Origin of the sequence: Sphingobium sp. MP9-4 (assembly GCF_005281675.1) — a bacterium.
Lineage (GTDB): Bacteria > Pseudomonadota > Alphaproteobacteria > Sphingomonadales > Sphingomonadaceae > Sphingobium > Sphingobium yanoikuyae.
In genome coordinates this window covers 1-732 of sequence record NZ_LUFI01000015.1, presented here as the reverse complement: position 1 = coordinate 732, position 732 = coordinate 1, and the positions used below count along the sequence as shown (strand labels likewise).

Genomic DNA, 732 nt, shown 5'->3' with positions numbered 1-732 from the left:
CCGTGATCTCGCCGCCCTGGTCGATCCATATGGGATCGGGCACCAAGGCCTATGCCTTCATCTGGGCGATGGCCGGCGAGAACCAGGACTATACCGACATGAACGTGCTGGACATCTGCCAGCTGGCCTGAAGGTTTTTCGCCCCTTCCGCGCGAGCGGGAGGGGCCAGGGAGTCCTGACATGAGCAATATCTTCGATCTTGGTGGCAAGGTCGCCATCGTCACCGGCGCCAATACCGGCATCGGCCAGGCGATCGCGCTGTCGCTCGCGGCGGCCGGCGCCGACATTGCGGCGGTCGGTCGCACCCCGGCGGAAGAGACCGTCGAGAAGGTCCGGGCGCTCGGCCGCAAGGCGGAGATCGTCTCGGCCGATCTTTCCAGCATCGAACCGGTGCAGCGCGTCGTCGACGAGACGATCGCCAAGCTGGGCGGGCTCGACATATTGATCAACAATGCCGGCATCATCCGCCGCGCCGACAGCGTCGACTTCACCGAGGAAGACTGGGACGCGGTGATCGACACCAATTTGAAGTCCACCTTCTTCCTGGCGCAGGCGGCCGGGCGGCACATGCTGGCCCAGGGCTCGGGCAAGATCGTCAATATCGCCTCGCTGCTGTCGTTCCAGGGCGGCATCCGGGTGCCGAGCTATACTGCGTCCAAGAGCGGCGTCGCCGGCCTCACCAAGCTGCTGGCGAACGAATGGGCGGCCAGGGGCGTCAACGTCAACGCGATC

At 65.3% G+C, this 732-nt stretch carries 1 protein-coding gene and 1 pseudogene; both read left to right on the top strand.

Annotated elements, in window-relative coordinates; all coding sequences use genetic code 11:
- Positions 1-131 (top strand): annotated as a pseudogene (locus A0U87_RS26585) (5-dehydro-4-deoxy-D-glucuronate isomerase); the annotation flags it as partial.
- Between the two features lie 49 nt (positions 132-180).
- Positions 181-732, top strand: a 552-nt coding sequence (locus tag A0U87_RS03520; RefSeq protein WP_137405222.1) for an SDR family NAD(P)-dependent oxidoreductase, incomplete at its 3' end; no start/stop codon positions are given.